We start from the raw sequence: 1,382 nt of genomic DNA on the forward strand, positions 1-1,382 counted from the left end.
GAGCGAGCAAGTTACCGCGGTCGTTGTATGGGAAGAACGCATCAAAGTCGTTAATTGTTGGTACCGTTTCTACTTCTAGGTACGAGTGGCCAGCAACTCGGTATGGGTTTGGTTTGCTTGCTAGTACATGAGCGGCTTGCTCAGGTGTGATAGAAAAATCGCTGTTGGCATTCACCACTTCAGCTAGCTTTTCTGGTGTTTGTTGTGCTTTATCTAGCGCTTCAAACTCGCTGATCATGCCGTAGTAGCTTTTCTTCTGGTTGTATAAACCATCTAGGATTTCAAACTTACCGAAGTTGAAGTTTGGCGCGTAATCACGTTTTTCAAAGGCTTCACCTTTGCGTTTTTCTGGTTTAGGTAGATTTGCTGATGAGTAGCTAAAGCCAAAAGAACCTGTTTCGTGGTCTGCGGTAACAATGATAAGTGTGTCGTCACGACCTTTCGCCCACTCGTAAACAGAGTTCACCGCTTCGTCGAACTTAATCAACTCATGTAGCATGGTACCAGCATCGTTACTGTGGCCAGCCCAGTCGATTTGACCACCTTCAACCATCAAGAAGAAGCCGTCTTTGTTTTTAGAAAGAACATCAAGCGCTTTGACCGTCATTTCTTTCAACGATGGTTGTGTGCGTTTTGGATCGTTTTTGCTGTTGCTATAAACAATACCATCATCCATACCTGAGTAAGCGAACAGGCCAAGTAGTTTGTCGCCTTTTGCTTGTGCCAACATGTCTCGGCTGAAAGCTAGGCTGTAGCCTTGGTCTTGCGCTTCGGTAAGCAGATTGCGTTCGTCTTTACGCTTAGATTTCAGGTAAACACTGCCTTGCGTAAGCTTTTCTAGCGCTTGGTAAGTTTCACCTTTGTCGTTAGTCGATTTTGGAATCCAGTGACGAAGACCACCAGATAACAACACGTCGACACCGCTTTCTAGCATATCGGAAGCGATGTTGTTTTCTAGCGAGCGATGAGGCTGATGTGCAGCAAACGCGGCTGGTGTTGCGTGCGTCATGCGCGTATCTGAAACAAGACCCGTTGCTTTGCCTTTGCTTTTGGCTTTTTCCAAAATGGTCTCAACGTGATTGCCTTGGCTGTCAATACCAATCACTTCTGATGCCGTTGGGATACCTGTTGCGAGCATTGTTGCCGAACATGCAGAGTCGACAACGATCGCATCTTCTGGGTTCGTTAAAGATGAGCCAATCACACCTTCTTGCGCTAACTTGTAGAGCGCGGTGGTTTGGCCTTTGTAAATCGAGTTTGGTGCGTGGTTCGCGTAGGTTTCTAGCAAGCCGACTTGCTGAGGACCCATACCATCACCAATCATCAGAATAACGTTTTTGATTTCAGCGGATAGCGCATTGAATGAAAGTGTAGATGCAGCC

At 46.5% G+C, this 1,382-nt stretch carries 1 protein-coding gene; it reads right to left on the reverse strand.

All coding sequences use genetic code 11. The features are described 5' to 3' along the window. Positions 1 to 1,382, reverse strand: a 1,382-nt coding sequence (locus tag R7093_RS23950) for an alkaline phosphatase (RefSeq protein ID WP_318146854.1), incomplete at both ends; no start/stop codon positions are given.

Source organism: Vibrio sp. 1580, from assembly GCF_033340055.1.